We start from the raw sequence: 18,469 nt of genomic DNA, 5'->3' as shown, positions 1-18,469 counted from the left end.
CTTCTTTATTTATTTACATTTATCTATAGACCATTTAGAATAAGAATTTTTTCGATTTAAGAAAAGCCATAATTCATAAACACCGTCTTTGTATTTATCTTCAGAAGAGTTGTTATTATATGAAACTTCGTAGTTAACTTTATATACTTTAAGATTTTCATTTTCTATAGATTTGTTCTCCATCTTACACTGGTTCAAATTTGATTGTTATAAAAAACGTAAAAATAAGCATAGGCATCAGTATTAAAAATGCTACTACTTGATTACTTTTTATAAAAAAACACCTCCAAACAAATATAATGATCTAGTTTATAATTCATATATTAAATTTTTATGACTAGAAAATATATCCTTATTTATAGTATACTATCAACTAAGTAAAAAATGAATTATAAGTAAAAAATTTAGGAGGTAGCATAATGAGTAATATACCAACGCCACACAACAATGCAAAAATAGGAGAGATAGCAGATACTGTTTTATTACCAGGGGATCCACTAAGAGCTAAGTTTATAGCAGATACATATTTAGAAGATGTTATACAATACAATACAGTAAGAGGAATGTTTGGGTATACAGGGTATTATAAAGGGAAGAGGATATCTGTTCAGGGAAGTGGAATGGGAATACCATCAATAGGAATATATTCATATGAACTTATACACTTTTATGGAGTTAAAAATTTAATAAGAATCGGATCTGCCGGTGCTATAAATGAAAGCTTAAAGCCTCATGATGTCGTAATTGGAATGGGAGCATGTACTGATTCGAATTATGCTTCTCAATATAACTTACCTGGTACTTATGCACCAATCGCAAGTTATGAGTTAATGCAAAGAGCAATAGATATAGCTAATAATCAAGGTATTAAAGTAACTGTAGGAAATATACTTTCAAATGATGTGTTTTATTCAGATGCAGGGCTTGATAATTTATCTAAGTGGAAGAAGATGGGCGTTCTTTGTGTAGAGATGGAAGCTGCAGCACTTTATATGAACGCAGCAAGAGCAGACGTCAATGCATTAGTTATACTTACAATATCTGATTGTCCATTTACAGGAGAGGAATGTTCGGCTCATGACCGACAAGTTGCTTTTACTAAAATGATGGAGATAGCTTTAGAATTAGCATAAATAAAAAAGATATGAAATGTTTCATATCTTTTTTAACTAAATTAAATATTTAATTTATAAAACTCTAAATACACCCGTTACAATGCCAATAACTTCAACATCTTTGGCATTTAGAACTATAGGTTCCATAAAATCATTTTCTGGTCTAAGTCTTACTATATCTTCATCTTGTTCAAATCTTTTTACTGTAGCATATTCCTTATGTATAAGAGCTACAACTATTTCAGAGTTTGATGCAGAATGTTTTCTATCTACAATAACATAGTCTCCATTTAAAATCCCTGCATTAATCATGCTATCACCTTTGACTTTTAATATAAAGTTATCAGATCCTTTAACTAAGTTAGCAGGTAAAGGAATATATTCTTCAATATTTTGTCTAGCAAGTATTGGTGCTCCAGCTGTTATTTGTCCGACTAATGGCAATTGAAGTATTTCTTGCTTACGTCCAAATGCATCTTCAATTTTATTTGAGTCTAAGACTTCTATTGCTCTAGGCTTAGTTGCATCACGTCTTATATAACCTTGCTTTTCAAGTTTGTTTAAATGAGAGTGAACAGTAGATGTAGATTTTAAACCTACTGCTGTACATGTTTCTCTAACTGATGGTGGATATCCTTTCAAGGCAATTTGTTCTTTAATAAATTCTAATATCATTACTTGCTTACTACTTAAATCTAAATACATAAAATCTCTCCTTTCTAAACTTAAATTAGTTTAATAAGAGTAGATAAATACCTTATTAATAATATTTTATATTTATATTGTAGCATGATGATTCTATTTTTACAAACGCTTGTTCCTAAAAATGGTCTAATCTAAATTGCTATCATCTTCAATCCATTCGAAATTGTTTACAATATCACGTTTAACATGTTTTTTATGTGCAGCATAAAGCTGAGTTGTTGTCACGTTGTCGTGATCTAGTAAATTTTGAACATCATATATAGAAAAACCATTTTGAATTAAAGACGTAGCAGCCGTAGCACGTAATTTATGTGGACTATATCCACCATCTCTGGACGTTTCCATCGAGATAGACGTATACTTTTTAACCAATTGTCTTATAGCTTTAGGGTTAAGACGTTTATTTTGTAAAGATAAAAAGAGAGCATCCTTATATTCTTCTATTAACATTTCACTTTGAGGTCTTTCATTATAAATATAATCTTTGATTACTAACTCACAAGTATGATTAATAGGCATCAAAACTTCTTTACCTCTTTTTCTATAAATCTTAAATTCTCCTCTAGAAAAATTGAATGATGAAATATTAAGCTCTCTAAGTTCATTGAGTCTAAGACCATACGTGACAAATAAAGCTAAAATAGCCTTATCACGAAGCTTAGTTTTTCTCCAATAAACTTTTTCTTTCTCAGTAAGTCCATAGCCGCTTTCAACAGAATCTAACATTTTAGCAACTTCATCTATCTCAAGTCGTTTTATAGCGTCTGGCTGAGGCTTAGGAAGCTTTATAGGATTAAACCCATCTGTTATATTATCAACTAACTGTTCGTTCCTATAGAGGAATTTAAACAGAGTAGAGATTGATGATTTTTTTCTAGCTAAAGCACGATTATTATTTTCATATATCAAAGTAGTGCTAGAGCTTTGCTTATAATATCTTGTGCAATAATCACCTAGAAACAAATTAACATCTCTTGCCTTAATAGCCTCAAATTCTTTTAATGATATTTCTGATATTTCATAAGCATTTGTAAGTTCTTTAGTTTCTATTAAATACGAACAGAAAAATTTTATATCTTCCAAATAAGCAAGTCGAGTAGAGACAGCAACAGATCCTTTTAAATAAATAAAGTAATCTTTCATAAACTTTGGAAGTTTTTTTTCAATTAATATACATCTTTCAATTAAATCATTATTACGAGTGACAATATTATCAGGCTTATCTGATTTATTATGTATTTTTAAAACTTTATTATCTATCAAAATGTACCTCCAATTAAATAGTTATTACATAATTATAAAATAACATAACATTTTTTTGTTTTCAACTATTCCTTAAAAATATAAAAGAAGCTTTAGTTTCAGAAAAGATGAAAGTGTATTTTAAGATATTTGAAATAAAATAAGAAGCTTAATAAAATATAGAATTAATTTAAATAAATAGTGTTAAAATCAATAAGACTTTATTATTTAACAAATTCCCATATGATTAAAAAAATAAATAATAAAAATTAAATTAAAACTTTATTAAAGAGATAGTAATTAGAATAAGATAAAACTTATATAAGGATTATGTATGTTAACTAAAAAATATAATATAAAACAGTGTAATATAACTTTATAATTTATAAAACGCTTACTATACCCAAAATATACATTTAAAGACTAGTTAAATATTATTTAAATATGTATCTATATATATTATATACTACTACTTTTTTGTTATATATTTAAATCTGCATGCAGATTTAGTATTTTTATAAAATTTTAATACATCTAAAAAATATTTATAAATTATATATGCATGCAGATTTAAATGATTTTAGTTGAATTTACAAAATACACGTAAATGTTCTAATTAAAGTTAGATAAATTATATAAATCACCTAAATATAAATTAGTTATACTTAGGTGATTTAATATTATTACTTTAATTCACTTAATTGTTCTAAATCAACTTCAAATCTACTGTTTCCATCTACTGATTTAACACATGCTGTACCTATGTTATTATCAACGCTAACTAAAGTTACTGGCTTTCTTTCATAATAAACTATTGTATCATTATTTTTATTTGAATTCATTATTTCTGCTGCTCTTCTTAATTGCATACCGAACCTCCTAAGTTCTTTTAAATTTATATTAACCTTTTATATTGTAAAATATGCTATATAATAAAATTTCTAAAAATAAAAACCATTAGGTGGTGCTTATAAAAGCGTCACCTAATGGTTTTTATTAAAATTATAAACATTTACCAATTTCTCTAAATTTATTATATCTTTGAGTAATTATTTCAGCTTCACTAAGTTCTTTATAGTGATTTAATCTTTCTATGATAAATGATTTTATATCTTCTGATACTTTTTCAACATTTGCTTGAGCACCTTTAAAAGGCTCTTCTATAATTTTATCTATGATTTTTAATTCTTGTAAGTCTTGACTAGTAAGTTTCATAACTTCACTAGCCTCTTTTGATTTAGATGGGTCTTTAAACAAGATACTAGATAGACCTTCTGGTGATATAACAGAATAAACAGAGTGTTCTAACATACAGATATCATTTCCTACTCCAATACCTAGTGCTCCTCCGCTTCCACCTTCTCCAATTACAAAACAAATTATAGGAACTTTCAACTTACTCATTTCAAATAAATTCTTTGCAATAGCTTCTCCTTGGCCACGTTCCTCAGCTTCTATACCGCAAAATGCACCCGGGGTATCTATAAATGTTATTATAGGTCTTTTAAACTTCTCTGCTTGTTTCATAAGTCTAAGTGCTTTTCTATAACCCTCTGGATGAGGCATTCCGAAATTTCTCTTTATATTTTCGTGAACATTATTACCTTTTTGATGGCCTATTATGGTAACACTAAATTCATCTATATTACCTATTCCGCCTATAATAGATGGATCATCCTTGTAAAGCCTATCTCCATGAAGTTCTATAAAATTTGAACAAATTTTACTTACATAATTTTTAGTTGTAGGTCTTTTAATGTCTCTACTTAAACTTACTTTTTCATGCGGAGATAAATTTATACAAGCCTCACTAGTAAGCTTTTTTAATTTATTTTCTAAATCTGTAATTTTATCACTTAAATCTATTTCATTTGAAGATGATATTAACTTAAGCTTCTTTATATCGCCCTCTAATTTTTCTATTTTTTCTTGAATATCAATTGTAAACAATGTAAATCCTCCTTATCTAAAGATAAATTAAACTTTTTTATTTGAAGTTTGGTTTACCTATATATAAAATCAACGAATAAATTATTATTATTTATCCGTTGATTCGTATCTAATCTTTAACCTATTGAAATTATAAGTTTAGTAATTTTTATTTAATGTAAAGACAATATATTAGAAATCGTATCTTTCATATCTACTCTATTTACAATTAAGTCTATAAATCCATGCTCTAATAAAAACTCTGAAGTCTGGAACCCATCTGGAAGTTTCTGATTTATAGTTTGTTCGATCACTCTAGGTCCTGCAAACCCTATAAGTGTATTTGGTTCTGATAGTATAATGTCTCCAAGCATAGCAAAGCTAGCAGTAACTCCTCCTGTTGTAGGATCTGTTAGTATAGATATATATGGTAGTGACTTCTCTTCTAACTTAGATAGTGCTTGAGACGTTTTTGCCATTTGCATAAGAGATATCATACCCTCTTGCATTCTAGCTCCACCAGATGCCGTACAAATCACTAATGGTAAATTATTATCGGCTGCATACTCTATTGAATATGTAATCTTATCGCCAACAATGCTTCCCATGCTTCCCATCATAAAATCAGGATTCATTACGCATAAAGTAGTTTTAATATTATTTATAGTGCAAACACCACATACAACAGCTTCAGATTCATTGGTATTTTTTTTATATGCATTTATTTTATCTATATAATTCGGAAAATTTAAAGGGTCTTGAATATCCAAATTAAATTCAAATTCATTAAAGCTTCCTTCGTCTGATAATAAACTAATTCTATCTCTAGTTTTAAATTTATAATGAGTTAAGCATTTTGGACAAACATTTAAGTTTTCATCTATATCCTTTTTAAATACATGGTCTTTGCATCCTTTACAATAAATCCAAAATCTATCGTCTACACTGTTTTCTTTAAATTTATTGTTAAGTGAAACTGTTATGTATTTACTTTCTTTTGAGCGACGGCTAGATGAATCAGCTGAGGATAAAAATTTTTTTATCATAATTATTTACTCCCTTTGAGCCACATTTGGGCGAATAATTTTTTATACTATAACTGATATTTATATATCTTCTACAATAAATTCATTTTCTATAAATTTAGTGTAATGACGGTCATTTAAAAATGCTTCACTATTGATAAGCAATTTTTGAAATTCAATATTTGTATCAATTCCTTCTATTATAATTTCTTCTAATGCTCTATTTATTTTCTTAATACATTGATTTCTGTCTTCGTCCCAACAAATAAGCTTTCCTATCATAGAATCGTAAATTGGTGGAATTGTATACCCTGCATATACAAAAGTATCAAATCTAACTCCGAATCCACCTGGTATATTTATTGAAGTTATCTTACCAGGACAAGGTCTAAAATCATTATATGGATTTTCAGCATTTATCCTACATTCAATAGCATGACCTCTAAATACAATTTCTTCTTGATTAAAAGGAATCGGTTTTTTATCTGCAATGGAAATTTGAAGTTTAATAAGGTCAATTCCTGTAATCATTTCAGTAACGGGATGTTCTACTTGTATTCTTGTGTTCATTTCTATAAAATAGATGTTTTTATTAGCATCTACTATAAACTCTATAGTCCCTGCACCTAAGTACCCTATTCCTTTTACTACATCAACTGCTGTTTTATATAAATAGTTTTTTTCTTCTTCGTTTAAATATGAACCAAGAGATTCTTCTAATACTTTTTGATTTCTTCGTTGCATAGAGCAATCTCTTCCACCTAGGTGAATAGCATTTCCAAAATTATCTCCAAATACTTGAACCTCTATGTGTCTAGGATTTTCTATAAATTTCTCCATATATAATTCGTTGCTTCCAAATGCTGAAAAAGCTTCTGAGCTTGCTATATCAAAACTTGAAAAAACTTCATCTTCGCAAGTTATAATTCGCATACCCTTTCCACCTCCACCATTAGAGGCTTTTATAATAACTGGATATCCAATTTCAGTTGCTAAAAGTAGTGCTTCTTCTTTGTTTTTCAAAACACCTTTAGAACCTGGAACAACTGGTATATTAAGTTCTATCATAGTTTCACGAGCTCGAGACTTATCTCCCATTAATATCATTTGTTCCATTTTAGGTCCTATCAATATTATTCCGTTGTCTTCACACTTTTTAGCGAATTCTGCATTTTCTGATAAAAACCCAAATCCAGGATGTATAGCATCACATTCAAGCTTAAGAGCAAGGTATATTATGTTATCTATATTGTTATAGCTTTTACTTATATTATTAGGTCCTATGCATATAGACTCATCTGCTAAATATCTATGAAAACATTCCTTATCAACATCTGAGTATATAGCTACAGTTTGTATATCTAATTCTTTGCAAGTTCGAATAATTCTAACAGCGATATCTCCTCTATTTGCAATTAGTATCTTTTTAATCATGTTATATACCTCCTGATTATAATGGTTTTATTTTAAATAGAGGTTGGTTATACTCCACTAATTCTTCATTTTTAACTAATACTTCAATTATTTCACCAGTTATATCGCTTGTTATTTCATTCATAAGCTTCATAGCTTCAAGAATACATAAAGTATCTCCTTTATCTACTATATCTCCTACTTTAACAAAACTACTTTCATCAGGATTTGATGAAGAGTAAAAAGTTCCCATTAAAGGAGCAACGATAGTAGAGAATGTACCTTCTTTATCTTCGTATGTACAATCATAAGTTTCATTTATTATAAATTCATCTGAGTGATTTCTAATTTCTTTGTTATTTGTAGATAAAGTATTTATAGAATTATTTGTTTTTGAAACTTCTAGTTTTAGATCACCACTTTCTAGCTTCACATATTCTAAGCTAGTTTGATCTATAACTTTTAATAATTCTTTTATTTCATTTATTTTCATTTGTGTTACCCCCTCGTATTATTACCTGGTACTAATATTATATCATAAAAAATATTTTTGTAAATATTTTTTAACTAACACTGTTACTATAATTATAAATACTTATATAAGTAAAAAAGTGCCGATATTTTCTATCAACACTTTCTCATTTATATAATATAGTTTAGTTACTATAAAAAACAGTTGTTTTTTTAGCATAATCAGCAATTAACTTAATTTCTAACATTGCTTTTTAATTCTTCCTCTAAGTTTTTTAATTCTTTTAGTGATAATCCTGTAATTTCCATTATAAATTGAGTTTGTGCCTCTTTTAATAAAAGATCTACAGCTATTTCTCTTTTTGTAGTTAAGATTTTTAATTCTTTTTCACTAATGTCTAAAGATTCAGTTTTGTTAAAAGTCATAGTTGTTTCATCGCTAAAAGTATCTTTAACTATTTCTTTAGGAATTGTTTTTTTGTAAGTAATTAAATTAAATAATATAAATACAGCAGGGATACTAAAATATATTCTAGTACCCATGAAACCTATTATAACTGTGACCACAATTATTGATATATTTATATTTTCAATTGAAATATTTAAAAAAAGTTTACTAGGATTGTATGATTTTACAATAGCTAATAAAAAAGTTATTATACATAATGGTAATAAAAAATAGCTAGATATAATACCCCCAAACCATAAACTATCAAAGTAAGTATCTATATTGCTATATATAATCATAGAACCATTTAAATAAGAGTATATACATGCCATTCCACCTAAAATAGCGCCTAATGCTTGAGTATACCAATTAGCAAATCTTAAATTCATAATATCACTCCCAAAATACATATATATAATTAATATGCAAGCTATGTGTTAAATATATATAAATTATACTTAAAAACATACAAAAAAGCTTCATAATTAAATTATAAAGCTTTTTTGTATGTTATTTAAAAGAATCAATACTATCTATATTTTCTTTAACTGATTGGATTGAAAGTAATTTTTGTGTGAGTTTTGTAACATTCTCTGTATCATCGCATTCTATACATTTATAAATTTGATTGATTAATTCATACTCTTCAGTATTTAAAATATTGTTAGTTTGAAACTTATTATTATAGGTATACATGCACATATTATATCTCCTTAAAATCATAATACTTATATATTAATCATTTATCGTACTTAATATACCCTATACTATATATTAAGTTTTCCCTATTTATTTTTATAAAAAAAAGTATTATAATACTAAAATACGTATATCAAATATATTAACGTATTTTGATATTAATGAATTAAATTTAATTTACATAAAAATACTTTGATGAAAGGAGCATTTTTATTATGTTAGACACTCTAGAGCTTATTCTTAAAATAGTATTTTTTGTTTTATCTTTTATTTGGATTGGTAGAATTATGATTTTGAGAACAGATAAACAGATAGTTATAAATCCTGTGCTTATAGGAATAGGTGCAATTTTAGCTGTATTTCCCCAATATAATAGTTATATAGAGGTAATAGGTATAAGTATGCAAAGTATAAGGGTTGTACTTTACTGTATCTATTCACTTGTAGTTATATTTGGAATATATACTACTAATCAGAAAAATGGCATTTTTTAATTAATGCTAAAATATAATTAAATAATAAAAAGGTTGCAAATTAGCACAACCTTTTTATTATATTAGAAAATAAATTCAAATAGATTTTTTGATTTATTTATTTCTCTTAGCTTCACATCTGAAAATTTTCATACCATAAGACATAAATTTATCTTCATATTCAGTTGTAACATTTTCAAATTCACTATTAGCTAAATCTAAGCATATATTTTTCAACATCCAATTATTAGAAGATATTTCATTCAGACTAAACTCGAATAGTTTTTCATTATCTGTTTTAAAGTGAAGCTCTCCATCTTGGCTAAGTAAAGTTCTATACATATTTAAAAAATTAGTGTGAGTTAATCGTCTTTTACTCCATCTTGTCTTAGGCCATGGATCACAAAAGTTAACATAAATTCTATTTAACTCATTTTCTTCAAAATAGTCCAATATATTGATAACATCAGCCCATGCAAATAATATATTATTTAAATTAGCTTCAACTGTTTTTTCCACTCCTTTTATTATAACTTCTTCTTTTATTTCAAAAGCAATATAATTTATATTAGGATTTTCTTTTGCTAGTGTTGTTATAAACTTACCACGACCAGTTCCAAATTCTACATGTATAGGATTATTATTTTCGAATTTTAAATTCCAATTTCCTTTTAACTTATTTATATCATCTCTAAGAACATAATTCTTATAGCTTAATAATTTTTCATCTGCGCCTTTTACTTTTCTTCTTCTCATGTTTTACTCCTTATATATAATTAAAGTCTAATATCTATTTTGCATATAGAATACTTTAAGCTATGCTTATTTAAATTAAACATGCAAATTTGTTGTTCTTTTATAATACCTTAATATAGCAAAAAAATAAAGGGTATTAGCTAAAAGCTAATACCCTTTATTTTTATTGGCCACAACCAGAGCATCCTCCGCCACAACCACCGTCATCTTGTGCATTTTCAGGACCTACTTTAAATCCATAACCAGTATCTTCTATAACTATGTCTCCATATTTATTGAAATCATCACTGCTCATTATAAAATGTAATCCTTCAATATCATATTCTAAATCTTCAGCCTTTTGCTCATCCAAAGCAATTCCAAATGATGGCCCGCCTCAGCCAATACCTGCAAAATAAACTCTTATATTATTTGGTCTATCTTGGTTGTCTTTTAAAATATCTTTTAATGTGTTAACTGCTGTTTCTGGTAAAGTAACCTTCATAAAATCATTTCCTTTCAATTTTTCTTAAATTCATATATATATTATATACTTTTAATAGGTATACAATCAATTTATTTTTACCATTTATTATAAAAAATACTAAAAATACTTCAATATATACAAATTAACTTATTAATATAATTAATTATATTAATTTTCACATATAAAATATAAAAAAGTAAATCTTCTTATTATCCTTTATAATGTAAAAAAATACTGTTATAATGTATAATCATGCCAAAGCATATTCAAGGGTGATTTAGGAGGGTAATTATGAAAAAAGAGAAAGTATCGTCTTTAATAGAGATGATCGGATTAGTAGTTGGTTGTCTATCGATGAGTATTGGAATCAATGTATTTTTAAAACCGTATACAATAGCACCAGGTGGTCTTAGTGGTTTATCGGTAGTACTAAATAAAGTTACTAACATACCGGTTTCAACTATAATGTTAATGATAGGTGTTCCGTTAGTAATTTTTGCATTTAGAATTCTTGGTACAAAAAATTCAATCAAAACTTTATTTGGAACGGTATTGTTTTCTGTAATACTAAATGTAACTTCACCATTAGCTGCAATAAGCGCTACAAATGATTTATTATTATCTGCAATATATGGAGCTATTTTAGTAGGTATAGGTATCGGAATTATGTTTAGATGTGATGCATCAACAGGAGGAACTGATTTAATAGCACTTATACTTAGCAAGAAATTCCCTGGTATTAAAGCAACTAAATTCATGATAGTTCTAGATTCATTTATAGTTATGTCATCAGGTATAGTTAGTGAAAATATAGAGATTGCACTTTATTCAGCAATGTCGCTTTATATAGTTGTTAAAGTAGCAGATGCTATAATGGAAGGCTTTGACTATTCTAAAGCATTTTTTATAATTTCTAACAAAGCAGACGATTTAAAAAAAGTTATAACTAATGAGCTAGGCAGAGGTTTTACTATTCTAGATGGTAGAGGTGGTTATACAGATGATCAAAAACAAGTATTGTTAGTAGTTGTTTCTAAGAATCAAGAAATTTTTCTGAAAAAACTCGTTAAATCATCAGACCCTGGTGCTTTTATAATTGTTAGTAACGTACATGAAGTTTTAGGGGAAGGATTTAAAAAATTAGAAAATTAAAAAAGCGGCATAAGCCGCTTTTTTATTTTTTAATCAATGTTGAGTTTACAGCTAAATTTTCACCTTCCTTTAGATTGCAAATATGTAATGATGGCGTCACATATTTAAATTTAGCTAAGAACGGAAATAATATAGTATACCTCCCTTTTTTTAAGTTTGAAAATTTATATTCACCTTTTTTATTAGTTAAGCAAGAAATTTTTTCTCCATCGGCATTAATCATAGTTAAAAGGTTGTTTTTAAGAAAAAGTTCATTTTCAAATACATCTTGTGTAGTACTTTCTATTTCTATCTTTCCGTATATGGATCCTAGAGTATTTTCCTTATTTATTTTCAAAATATTAAATTGTGAACATGTAAACTTTATGTTTATAGGTTGTATCAATACTCCACTTAATATACCTGATTTTAAAAATGAAACTTCGTGGTAAAAATCTGCTTTTAATATACATTCAGAATGTATATTTTTAATGATTATCTTTGAAATAGAGTATAAAAATGAAGGCCTTTTATTAGTTTTTACGTAATCATATATTCCCTTAACTTGAATGTTATCTAGTGATACTTTTGTTTCATTATTCCAATAAATAGGACTTTCAAATAAATAGTCATCTCCGTAGTTTATACTTATTGGATTTAAAATAACACATTGTTCGCTAGCTATGACTTTTACATTTTTAGAATGTAATGTGCTAATAAATGATAAGTCTTTAATATTATTATTAGATAAATTTATTAATACTAAATTATTTAAATTATTAATCTCACTTACAAAAGAAATGTTATTACTATCAAGACCTACACTTTTAATATTTTTAAGTTTACTTAAAAAAGTTATATCTTCTATATTATTTTCTGAAAGTTCCAAATTTCTAAGTTCGTTTAGTTCTGATAATAAACTAGCATCAAATATTTCATTTTTACTTAAGTTTAGACTATTTAAATTAGTAGCGTACTGTATTCCTTCTAAGTTTATAATCCCTGAGTCTGATAAATCTATCTCCTTTAATGTCTTTAAAAAATCTTTCGTTATTTCGCTTGGTTTTTTTTTGAATAAGCTAGCTAGTACAAACCTTAAATGAGTATCTATCCAATTGCTTTTTAAATTTTTTATCAAAACGATCATTCCTTTTTATATAATTTAAAAATTATTTTTAATTGATATCATATAGTCTTTTTTAAAAATCTCATATTTATGACATTTTACATAAGCACCTGATTTTTTAGCGTAAAGTTTTTTGTTGAAAAATTTCACATGATGGAAGCCCAATTCTTGTAATGGTTTCTGTGAATATTTATTATCTTCAAAAGCTACTGCAATTATTTTTTTCAAGTTTAAATCATAAAATCCATACCTAAGCATTTCTTTAGCTAGTTCAGAAGATAAATTATAACCCCAGTACAATGGGTTTATACATATACCGAGTTCGCCCTCTTTTGAAGATGAAGATATATTATTAAATCCAATATTTCCTATTACCTTATTTTCTTTTTTTAATACAATAGCATAGTGCCCTATTTTACCTTTGGCATAGTTTTTGAGGAAAAATATTTTTATGAAATTTTCTGTATCAGATATATTTTTATGCTTCTTAAAAGGTAAATACTTAACAACTTTATCGTACTTATAATATTCAAATAAGTGGGGAGCATCTTCTAATGAAATAGGTCTTAAAATACAATTTTTAGTTTCTAAAATTTTCATTTCGAATAGATTAGAATTATGCATGGTTTATACCTCCCCTAAGAATTTTCATAAATGTTATCTATATAATTTATGAAAATAATCTATTAACCGTGATTAGTAAACATAAAATATATACTTTTATGCCAAAAATATATACACCAGTATTTTCAACATATATAGCCATATTAATATAAAAAATGTCAGTTATATGTCAGATATTTTTATTTTTTATTTTTAAACTATGTTATAATAAATATATAATTGTTATTTAATGGAGGTAATGGATGAGTTTTGCATTTATAAGAAAAAGAAGTAAAAACTACATAGTTTATTTAGAATATAAAGACAGTGAAAGCGGCAAGAAAAAACAAAAGAATATGGGTTCATTCGAGAAAAAAAGAGATGCTTCTAAAAAACTTAACGAGTTAAAAGATAGTATTTATAATGATGAATTAGCGCTACCAAATACCATGACTATAGAAAAATTTTTGATAGATTTTTTAGAAAAATACAAGGTCAATTTATCAATTACAACTTATAATTGCTATATGAGAATTTGTAAAAAATACTTAATTCCCATGTTAGGAAAGTATAAATTAGAAGAATTAAAACCTATACATTTACAAAATTATGTAGATGATTTAGTAGGAATCTTAGCTCCACAGACTATAAAAATACACATAAACATATTAAATTTAGCTCTCAAAAAAGCGTATAGATTAAGATTGATTAGAGAAAATATAGTAGAATGTATAGAAGTTCCAAGGATAAAAAAGTTTAAAAATAACATATATAATAAACAAGATATGATTAAATTACTTCAAATTTGCAAAGGAACACCCCTTGAATTACACATATATTTAGCTAGTGGTTTAGGGCTTAGAATCTCAGAAATATTAGGATTGACTTGGGATAATATAGATTTTAACGAAAATACTATAACTATAGATAAGATTACAGTAAGAAATGAAGGCTTAGTTATACTAAAAACCCCTAAGACTGAAAGTTCAGAAAGAACAATTTCAGCTCCAAATGAGATAATTTTAATGCTAAAAAATTACAAAAAAAAGCAATTAGAAGCTAAATTAAAAGGTGAAATCACTAATAAAATGAACCTTTTATTCTTTGATAAAAACGAAAAACTCATCGCACAAGATGTACTTAGTAAGAAGTTCAATAAGTTTTTAAGAGAAAACAACTTAGATCATATAAGATTTCATGACCTTAGACATTCACATGTTACACTACTTATAAACTCTAAAGTACCTATTAAGGTAATTTCTGAAAGAGTTGGACATTCAAATATTAATACAACACTTAACATATATGCGCATACACTTAAAGAAATGGATTCTGAAGCTAGTGATAAAATTTCAGAAACTTTATTTAAATTAGGATAAAGCCGAAAGGATATTTTATTGTAAGCTGAATTTAAACATAGTAAAAAACTAATCTTTTATGAGCTTGTATAATGGGTTAGTTTTAAATTCAATGATTAATATATCCTTTTTAGCGTATGATGGCTAATATAGGTATTTAAATACCTATATTAGAATTAATATGAAATTATTAAAATTAAGTTTGAAATAATTTAATTATGTAAACTTTTCTTATTTTCCTATACTATTTTAACTTATAAATTAAAAACAAACTTGTTAATTATATTTATAAATTCAAAGTTGTTATGATAATCTACACCTATTGCATAATCCTCATCTCCAGTTGATCGACCATAACCTCTTTGGCCTAGGTACATCATCTCCATAAGTACCACAAAAAATTTCAAAACCTTTACTCCAAACATCTAATCCTCCATTTATAAATATACAAGGAGTTCCTCGTTCTTTTATATTTGAGTAAAAATACCAGAAAAAACAAGTCAATATATTGAGTTTTAAGGCTGTTATATTTTTTATTTAAATACATATACCAAATCAAAAAATAAAATGATTATATATCTATTTAAATGTTTTTTTGGATAAATCGCTTATTTAAATCAAAAATAATTAACTTTGATTAAATTATGTAAACTTAATGTATTCTTTAGATGGTTTTAATATAATTTCATTAATATTAGTTATAGAAAATTTGATAATAATATGAAAGTTGTATAATAAGAAGTTGAAGTAGCATATAAAGATAAAAAGATAGTAAATTTTAAATTTACTATCTTTTTATCTTTATATTGTTTTTTCTATTTTAGTGAAAGCATAATCAAGTGCTGTTTCTAAATTACCGTTATTCTTTCCGCCACCTTGTGCAAGAGAAGAGCTCCCCCCTCCCTTACCATCAACTAATGTCATTGCATCTTTTAATAAACTATTCATATTAATCTTTTTTAAATCTTCAGAAGATGCAAATATTAAATTTACCTTATCTTCATACTTAATTCCAATTAGTGCTATAGTATTTTCAACTTCTGTTATTTTAGAAGCAACCTTAGATACATACTTTAAGTTTTCATCGTTATAAGTTTTAATAACAACAGATATATCATTTACCTTAGATGCACTGTCTATCAAATCTCTTATTTCATAGTTAGCTACTTCTTCCTCTAACTTTTTATTATCACTTAATATAGTTTCTACCTTTTCATGTAAATTCTTTATACCTTTTATAGCTTCATCATCACCACATCTTAAGTATTTACATATATCAGTTACACATAAATCTCTTTTTAAAGAATAATCAATGGCTCTTTTTCCTGCTAAAAACTCTATTCTAGTAGCACCTTTATTTTTTTCCCATCTTTTTATCTTTATCATTCTAAGATCTAATGTCGATTTAGGATGCACACCACAACAAGCATTAGAATCTAAATCTCCAATTTTTACAATTCTTATTTCATCGACTGTGTCTGGTAAATCTCTTCTTATCCAAATCTTTTTAAGTTCTTTCTTAGAAGGAGTTAATGTTTCTAATTCTATATTCTCGCCTATTATTCCATTTGCATAATTTTCGGCTTGTCTTATTTGTTCTAGTGTTAGTATACCTTCTATATCAACCGTACTTATTTCTTTGCCTAAGTGAAAACCTACTGTATTTGTTTTGAATAAAGTATAGAAGCATCCTGATAATACATGTTGTCCAAAGTGTTGGTGCATACCATCTTCTCTACGTTTAAAATCTATGGCACATTTTACTTTATGTATTTTTATAGGCTTCTTTTCTACTATATGATAGACTTTACCATCTTTTTCATAGACATCTATTACATCATGTACATCTATTTTACCTAAGTCACAAAACTGACCTCCTCCACCTGGGAAGAATGCTGTTTTGTTCAATAACACATGAAACTTATTATCTATTTCTAGTATTTCTTCTATTTCTGCAGTAAACTCTTTTATATACTGATCTATATAATATAATTTTTCCATATTACCTCCTATGATGATTATTAGTCATAACTGTAATTTTACACTATTTAAGAATAATTATAAAGATATTACACATAAAAACTTAATTAATGAATATATTAACTAATACCCTTTTGTTTTATATAATTAAGTTTTGTGAATTTCAGCTTTAAAATTTAAAGTAAAATGAACTTTGTTCCTATGGACTGACTTAAAATAATTAAGTTTCACTTATAATAATGGAATTCCTATTATTTTCCTTGTTTAATTTTAAAATTTATAACTCATGTAAGAATAATCCACATCTAACTTTTGGTTCAAACCATGTTGATTTTGCAGGCATTATCTTTCTCTCATCTGCAACTTTTATTAATTCTTCTATACTAGTTGGATAAAGAGCAAAAGCTACTTTCATGTCGTTATCAACTCTATTTTCTAGTTCATTTAAACCTCTTATACCCCCTATAAAGTCAATTCTCTTATCTTCTCTAGAATTTTTTATTCCTAATATAGGATTTATTATATTATCATGAAGTATAGATACATCTAAAGATTTTATAATATCTTTATTTTGTATCATACCTTCCTTTACCTTTATTTCATACCATTTTCCACTTAAATACATACCTATTTTTCCTTTTTCATTAGGTTTATATTTATCATCTTTTATTTCTCTAATTTCAAAGTTTTCCTTTAATTTATCAATAAATTCATTATCTTCTAACCCATTTAAATGTTTGACAACTCTATTATAATCTAGGATCATTAATTCGTTATCAGGTGCAATCATAGCTAAAAAATAATTAAACTCCTCTTTACCAGTATATGCTTGATTCTGCGTTCTCATTTTCTTAGCTATGTTTTCAGCAGAAGCAGCTCTATGATGGCCATCTGCTATATATAGATATGGCACTTTTTCAAATCCTTCGATTAATGAGCTTAAAGTTTCTTTATCTTCTATTTTCCATATTGTATGAGATATATTATCTGAAGTTATAAAATCATATATAGGTTTATTGTTATAAGAGTAGTCCTTTACTATTTTATTTATGATTTCTTTATTTTTATATGTTATAAGAATTGTTCCTGTGTGTGCATTACAATACTTTATATGATTTGTTCTATCTAATTCTTTATCTGGTTTAGTATACTCATGTTTTTTTATTATACCATTTAAACTTTCATCGACTGATACACATGCAACTATACCTATTTGGCTTCTTCCATTCATAACTTGTTTATAGATATATAAACATTCTTTTTCTTCTTTTATTAAAATATTATTATCTCTAAATTCATTTAAGTTTTCACTAGCTTTAATATATACACTTTCATCGTACTCATATATATCTTTATTTAAATCAATCTCTGCTTTATCTATATGCAAAAATGAATAAGGATTATCTTGTGCTAGAGTCTTAGCTTCTTCACTATTCATTACATCATAAGGTAGTGATGCAACATGCTTTGCTAGATCTTCTCGTGGCATAATAGCTTTAAATGGTTTGATTGTTGCCATTTATATTTCC

The 18,469-nt window shown here is 26.4% G+C and carries 21 protein-coding genes; 4 read left to right on the top strand and 17 right to left on the bottom strand.

Annotated elements, in window-relative coordinates; genetic code table 11:
* Window positions 1-9 precede the first annotated feature (9 nt).
* The gene (locus QOZ84_RS00200; protein WP_284130945.1) at window positions 10-183 is read right to left on the bottom strand and encodes a DUF4829 domain-containing protein; all 174 of its coding nucleotides are present in this window, start codon (window positions 181-183) and stop codon (window positions 10-12) included.
* Between the two features lie 236 nt (window positions 184-419).
* On the opposite strand from QOZ84_RS00200, the gene deoD reads away from it, so the two are divergent.
* Window positions 420-1,133, top strand: coding sequence for a purine-nucleoside phosphorylase (deoD, locus tag QOZ84_RS00195; RefSeq protein ID WP_284130944.1), 714 nt, complete (start codon window positions 420-422; stop codon window positions 1,131-1,133).
* Between the two features lie 54 nt (window positions 1,134-1,187).
* On the opposite strand, the gene lexA is transcribed toward deoD, so the two are convergent.
* From lexA to QOZ84_RS00150, 9 genes are all read right to left on the bottom strand, one after another.
* Window positions 1,188-1,820, bottom strand: coding sequence for a transcriptional repressor LexA (gene lexA, locus QOZ84_RS00190; protein WP_284130943.1), 633 nt, complete (start codon window positions 1,818-1,820; stop codon window positions 1,188-1,190).
* Between the two features lie 126 nt (window positions 1,821-1,946).
* Complete coding sequence (locus QOZ84_RS00185; RefSeq protein WP_416390339.1) at window positions 1,947-3,080, bottom strand: tyrosine-type recombinase/integrase; 1,134 nt, start codon at window positions 3,078-3,080, stop codon at window positions 1,947-1,949.
* A gap of 665 nt (window positions 3,081-3,745) precedes the next feature.
* Window positions 3,746-3,931, bottom strand: a complete 186-nt coding sequence (locus tag QOZ84_RS00180) for a small, acid-soluble spore protein, H family (protein WP_026901182.1) — start codon at window positions 3,929-3,931, stop codon at window positions 3,746-3,748.
* 133 nt (window positions 3,932-4,064) lie between these two features.
* Window positions 4,065-5,012, bottom strand: coding sequence for an acetyl-CoA carboxylase carboxyltransferase subunit alpha (locus QOZ84_RS00175; RefSeq protein ID WP_284130942.1), 948 nt, complete (start codon window positions 5,010-5,012; stop codon window positions 4,065-4,067).
* 152 nt (window positions 5,013-5,164) lie between these two features.
* Window positions 5,165-6,037 carry an acetyl-CoA carboxylase, carboxyltransferase subunit beta gene (gene accD, locus QOZ84_RS00170; protein WP_284130941.1) on the bottom strand — a complete coding sequence of 291 codons (873 nt, stop codon included), beginning with the start codon at window positions 6,035-6,037 and terminating at the stop codon, window positions 5,165-5,167.
* Between the two features lie 60 nt (window positions 6,038-6,097).
* Window positions 6,098-7,450, bottom strand: coding sequence for an acetyl-CoA carboxylase biotin carboxylase subunit (accC, locus tag QOZ84_RS00165; protein WP_284130940.1), 1,353 nt, complete (start codon window positions 7,448-7,450; stop codon window positions 6,098-6,100).
* Window positions 7,451-7,466: 16 nt separating this feature from the next.
* Window positions 7,467-7,922 (bottom strand): acetyl-CoA carboxylase biotin carboxyl carrier protein, encoded by a 456-nt coding sequence (gene accB / locus QOZ84_RS00160; RefSeq protein WP_284130939.1) that lies wholly within the window; start codon window positions 7,920-7,922, stop codon window positions 7,467-7,469.
* A gap of 212 nt (window positions 7,923-8,134) precedes the next feature.
* Window positions 8,135-8,737 (bottom strand): hypothetical protein, encoded by a 603-nt coding sequence (locus QOZ84_RS00155; RefSeq protein WP_284130938.1) that lies wholly within the window; start codon window positions 8,735-8,737, stop codon window positions 8,135-8,137.
* Window positions 8,738-8,858: 121 nt separating this feature from the next.
* The gene (locus QOZ84_RS00150) at window positions 8,859-9,050 is read right to left on the bottom strand and encodes a hypothetical protein (RefSeq protein ID WP_284130937.1); all 192 of its coding nucleotides are present in this window, start codon (window positions 9,048-9,050) and stop codon (window positions 8,859-8,861) included.
* Window positions 9,051-9,262: 212 nt separating this feature from the next.
* Here QOZ84_RS00150 and QOZ84_RS00145 point away from each other — a divergent pair, with 212 nt between their 5' ends.
* Window positions 9,263-9,541, top strand: coding sequence for a hypothetical protein (locus QOZ84_RS00145; protein WP_284130936.1), 279 nt, complete (start codon window positions 9,263-9,265; stop codon window positions 9,539-9,541).
* 93 nt (window positions 9,542-9,634) lie between these two features.
* Here QOZ84_RS00145 and trmB read toward each other — a convergent pair whose 3' ends face one another.
* Together trmB and QOZ84_RS00135 are read right to left on the bottom strand one after the other, a co-directional pair.
* On the bottom strand, window positions 9,635-10,276 hold the full coding sequence (gene trmB, locus QOZ84_RS00140; protein WP_284130935.1) for a tRNA (guanosine(46)-N7)-methyltransferase TrmB: 642 nt from the start codon (window positions 10,274-10,276) through the stop codon (window positions 9,635-9,637).
* 163 nt (window positions 10,277-10,439) lie between these two features.
* Window positions 10,440-10,628, bottom strand: coding sequence for a hypothetical protein (locus QOZ84_RS00135; RefSeq protein WP_284130934.1), 189 nt, complete (start codon window positions 10,626-10,628; stop codon window positions 10,440-10,442).
* 405 nt (window positions 10,629-11,033) lie between these two features.
* Between QOZ84_RS00135 and QOZ84_RS00130 the strand changes: the two genes are divergently transcribed.
* Window positions 11,034-11,894 carry a YitT family protein gene (locus tag QOZ84_RS00130; protein WP_284130933.1) on the top strand — a complete coding sequence of 287 codons (861 nt, stop codon included), beginning with the start codon at window positions 11,034-11,036 and terminating at the stop codon, window positions 11,892-11,894.
* Between the two features lie 22 nt (window positions 11,895-11,916).
* Here QOZ84_RS00130 and QOZ84_RS00125 read toward each other — a convergent pair whose 3' ends face one another.
* Both QOZ84_RS00125 and QOZ84_RS00120 read right to left on the bottom strand, forming a co-directional pair.
* Window positions 11,917-13,011, bottom strand: a complete 1,095-nt coding sequence (locus QOZ84_RS00125) for a hypothetical protein (protein ID WP_284130932.1) — start codon at window positions 13,009-13,011, stop codon at window positions 11,917-11,919.
* A gap of 24 nt (window positions 13,012-13,035) precedes the next feature.
* A complete protein-coding gene (locus QOZ84_RS00120) occupies window positions 13,036-13,623 on the bottom strand; it encodes a GNAT family N-acetyltransferase (protein ID WP_284130931.1) in 588 nt (195 codons plus the stop codon).
* A 242-nt stretch (window positions 13,624-13,865) separates the two neighbouring features.
* Between QOZ84_RS00120 and QOZ84_RS00115 the strand changes: the two genes are divergently transcribed.
* Window positions 13,866-14,981: a tyrosine-type recombinase/integrase gene (locus QOZ84_RS00115; RefSeq protein WP_284130930.1), complete on the top strand. Its 1,116-nt coding sequence runs from the start codon at window positions 13,866-13,868 to the stop codon at window positions 14,979-14,981.
* Between the two features lie 233 nt (window positions 14,982-15,214).
* Here QOZ84_RS00115 and QOZ84_RS00110 read toward each other — a convergent pair whose 3' ends face one another.
* The 3 genes from QOZ84_RS00110 to QOZ84_RS00100 form a co-directional block, all read right to left on the bottom strand.
* On the bottom strand, window positions 15,215-15,385 hold the full coding sequence (locus tag QOZ84_RS00110; RefSeq protein ID WP_284130929.1) for a hypothetical protein: 171 nt from the start codon (window positions 15,383-15,385) through the stop codon (window positions 15,215-15,217).
* Between the two features lie 376 nt (window positions 15,386-15,761).
* A complete protein-coding gene (locus QOZ84_RS00105; RefSeq protein ID WP_284130928.1) occupies window positions 15,762-16,961 on the bottom strand; it encodes an alanyl-tRNA editing protein in 1,200 nt (399 codons plus the stop codon).
* A gap of 256 nt (window positions 16,962-17,217) precedes the next feature.
* On the bottom strand, window positions 17,218-18,459 hold the full coding sequence (locus QOZ84_RS00100; RefSeq protein ID WP_284130927.1) for a DUF1015 domain-containing protein: 1,242 nt from the start codon (window positions 18,457-18,459) through the stop codon (window positions 17,218-17,220).
* Between the last annotated feature and the right edge of the window lie 10 nt (window positions 18,460-18,469).

Origin of the sequence: Romboutsia sedimentorum, from assembly GCF_030131845.1 — a bacterium.
Classification (GTDB): domain Bacteria; phylum Bacillota; class Clostridia; order Peptostreptococcales; family Peptostreptococcaceae; genus Romboutsia_D; species Romboutsia_D sedimentorum.
This window is presented reverse-complemented; position numbering and strand designations above follow the sequence as displayed.

Excerpts from the sequence above, each read along its gene's own strand:
- trmB (WP_284130935.1), bottom strand. The coding sequence starts at position 10,276 with ATGAGAAGAAGAAAAGTAAAAGGCGCAGATGAAAAATTATTAAGCTAT.
- accD (WP_284130941.1), bottom strand. The coding sequence starts at position 6,037 with ATGATAAAAAAATTTTTATCCTCAGCTGATTCATCTAGCCGTCGCTCA.
- QOZ84_RS00105 (WP_284130928.1), bottom strand. The coding sequence starts at position 16,961 with ATGGAAAAATTATATTATATAGATCAGTATATAAAAGAGTTTACTGCA.
- QOZ84_RS00145 (WP_284130936.1), top strand. The coding sequence starts at position 9,263 with ATGTTAGACACTCTAGAGCTTATTCTTAAAATAGTATTTTTTGTTTTA.
- QOZ84_RS00180 (WP_026901182.1), bottom strand. The coding sequence starts at position 3,931 with ATGCAATTAAGAAGAGCAGCAGAAATAATGAATTCAAATAAAAATAAT.
- deoD (WP_284130944.1), top strand. The coding sequence starts at position 420 with ATGAGTAATATACCAACGCCACACAACAATGCAAAAATAGGAGAGATA.
- QOZ84_RS00150 (WP_284130937.1), bottom strand. The coding sequence starts at position 9,050 with ATGTGCATGTATACCTATAATAATAAGTTTCAAACTAACAATATTTTA.
- QOZ84_RS00100 (WP_284130927.1), bottom strand. The coding sequence starts at position 18,459 with ATGGCAACAATCAAACCATTTAAAGCTATTATGCCACGAGAAGATCTA.
- QOZ84_RS00120 (WP_284130931.1), bottom strand. The coding sequence starts at position 13,623 with ATGCATAATTCTAATCTATTCGAAATGAAAATTTTAGAAACTAAAAAT.
- QOZ84_RS00155 (WP_284130938.1), bottom strand. The coding sequence starts at position 8,737 with ATGAATTTAAGATTTGCTAATTGGTATACTCAAGCATTAGGCGCTATT.
- accC (WP_284130940.1), bottom strand. The coding sequence starts at position 7,450 with ATGATTAAAAAGATACTAATTGCAAATAGAGGAGATATCGCTGTTAGA.
- accB (WP_284130939.1), bottom strand. The coding sequence starts at position 7,922 with ATGAAAATAAATGAAATAAAAGAATTATTAAAAGTTATAGATCAAACT.
- lexA (WP_284130943.1), bottom strand. The coding sequence starts at position 1,820 with ATGTATTTAGATTTAAGTAGTAAGCAAGTAATGATATTAGAATTTATT.
- QOZ84_RS00110 (WP_284130929.1), bottom strand. The coding sequence starts at position 15,385 with ATGTTTGGAGTAAAGGTTTTGAAATTTTTTGTGGTACTTATGGAGATG.
- QOZ84_RS00200 (WP_284130945.1), bottom strand. The coding sequence starts at position 183 with ATGGAGAACAAATCTATAGAAAATGAAAATCTTAAAGTATATAAAGTT.
- QOZ84_RS00115 (WP_284130930.1), top strand. The coding sequence starts at position 13,866 with ATGAGTTTTGCATTTATAAGAAAAAGAAGTAAAAACTACATAGTTTAT.
- QOZ84_RS00130 (WP_284130933.1), top strand. The coding sequence starts at position 11,034 with ATGAAAAAAGAGAAAGTATCGTCTTTAATAGAGATGATCGGATTAGTA.